The sequence below is a fragment of the Vibrio sp. 2134-1 genome (assembly GCF_033339495.1).
Genome location: NZ_JAWOUS010000766.1, coordinates 1 through 566 on the forward strand (window position 1 = coordinate 1; position 566 = coordinate 566).

1 protein-coding gene is annotated in these 566 nt (G+C 47.5%); it reads right to left on the reverse strand.

Annotation, left to right across the window (positions count from 1 at the left end; genetic code table 11):
- Positions 1-43 precede the first annotated feature (43 nt).
- Positions 44-566, reverse strand: a 523-nt coding sequence (locus R7R78_RS28425; protein WP_225474890.1) for a DHHA1 domain-containing protein, incomplete at its 5' end; no start/stop codon positions are given.

Sequence of the window (566 nt, forward strand, 5' to 3'; positions counted from 1 at the left end):
CAATCAAAGAAACTTGATTGAGCGTAAATTCGTTAGGTAATGCTTATAAGCGCTCTTCTAGCCAAGGCTGAACAGTTTGGAGCGCGTCGGGTAATGCTGACACATCAGTACCACCAGCTTGAGCCATGTCAGGACGACCACCGCCCTTACCACCAACCTGCTCTGCAACCATTTTAACGAGGTCGCCCGCCTTAACTTTGCCTACCAGATCTTTCGTCACACCAGCAATCAAGCCAACTTTGTCATCAGTTACGTTTGCTAGAAGCACAACACCTGAGCCCATTTGGTTCTTGATGTCGTCAACCATTGTACGTAGGTTTTTGCTATCTGCGCCTTCTAGTGCAGCAACCAGTACTTTCGTGCCGTTTACTTCCACTGCTTTACCCATGATGTTTGCGCTTTCAGCAGCAGCCATCTTGTCTTTAAGCTTCTGAAGTTCTTTTTCTAGCGTTTTCGCTTTTTGTGCAGATTCTGCTAGTTTCTCTTCGTATTTTGCTGCTTGAGCTTCGATCGCATCTAGAGCTGCTTCACCTGTTACTGCTTCAATACGACGGATGCCCGCCGCG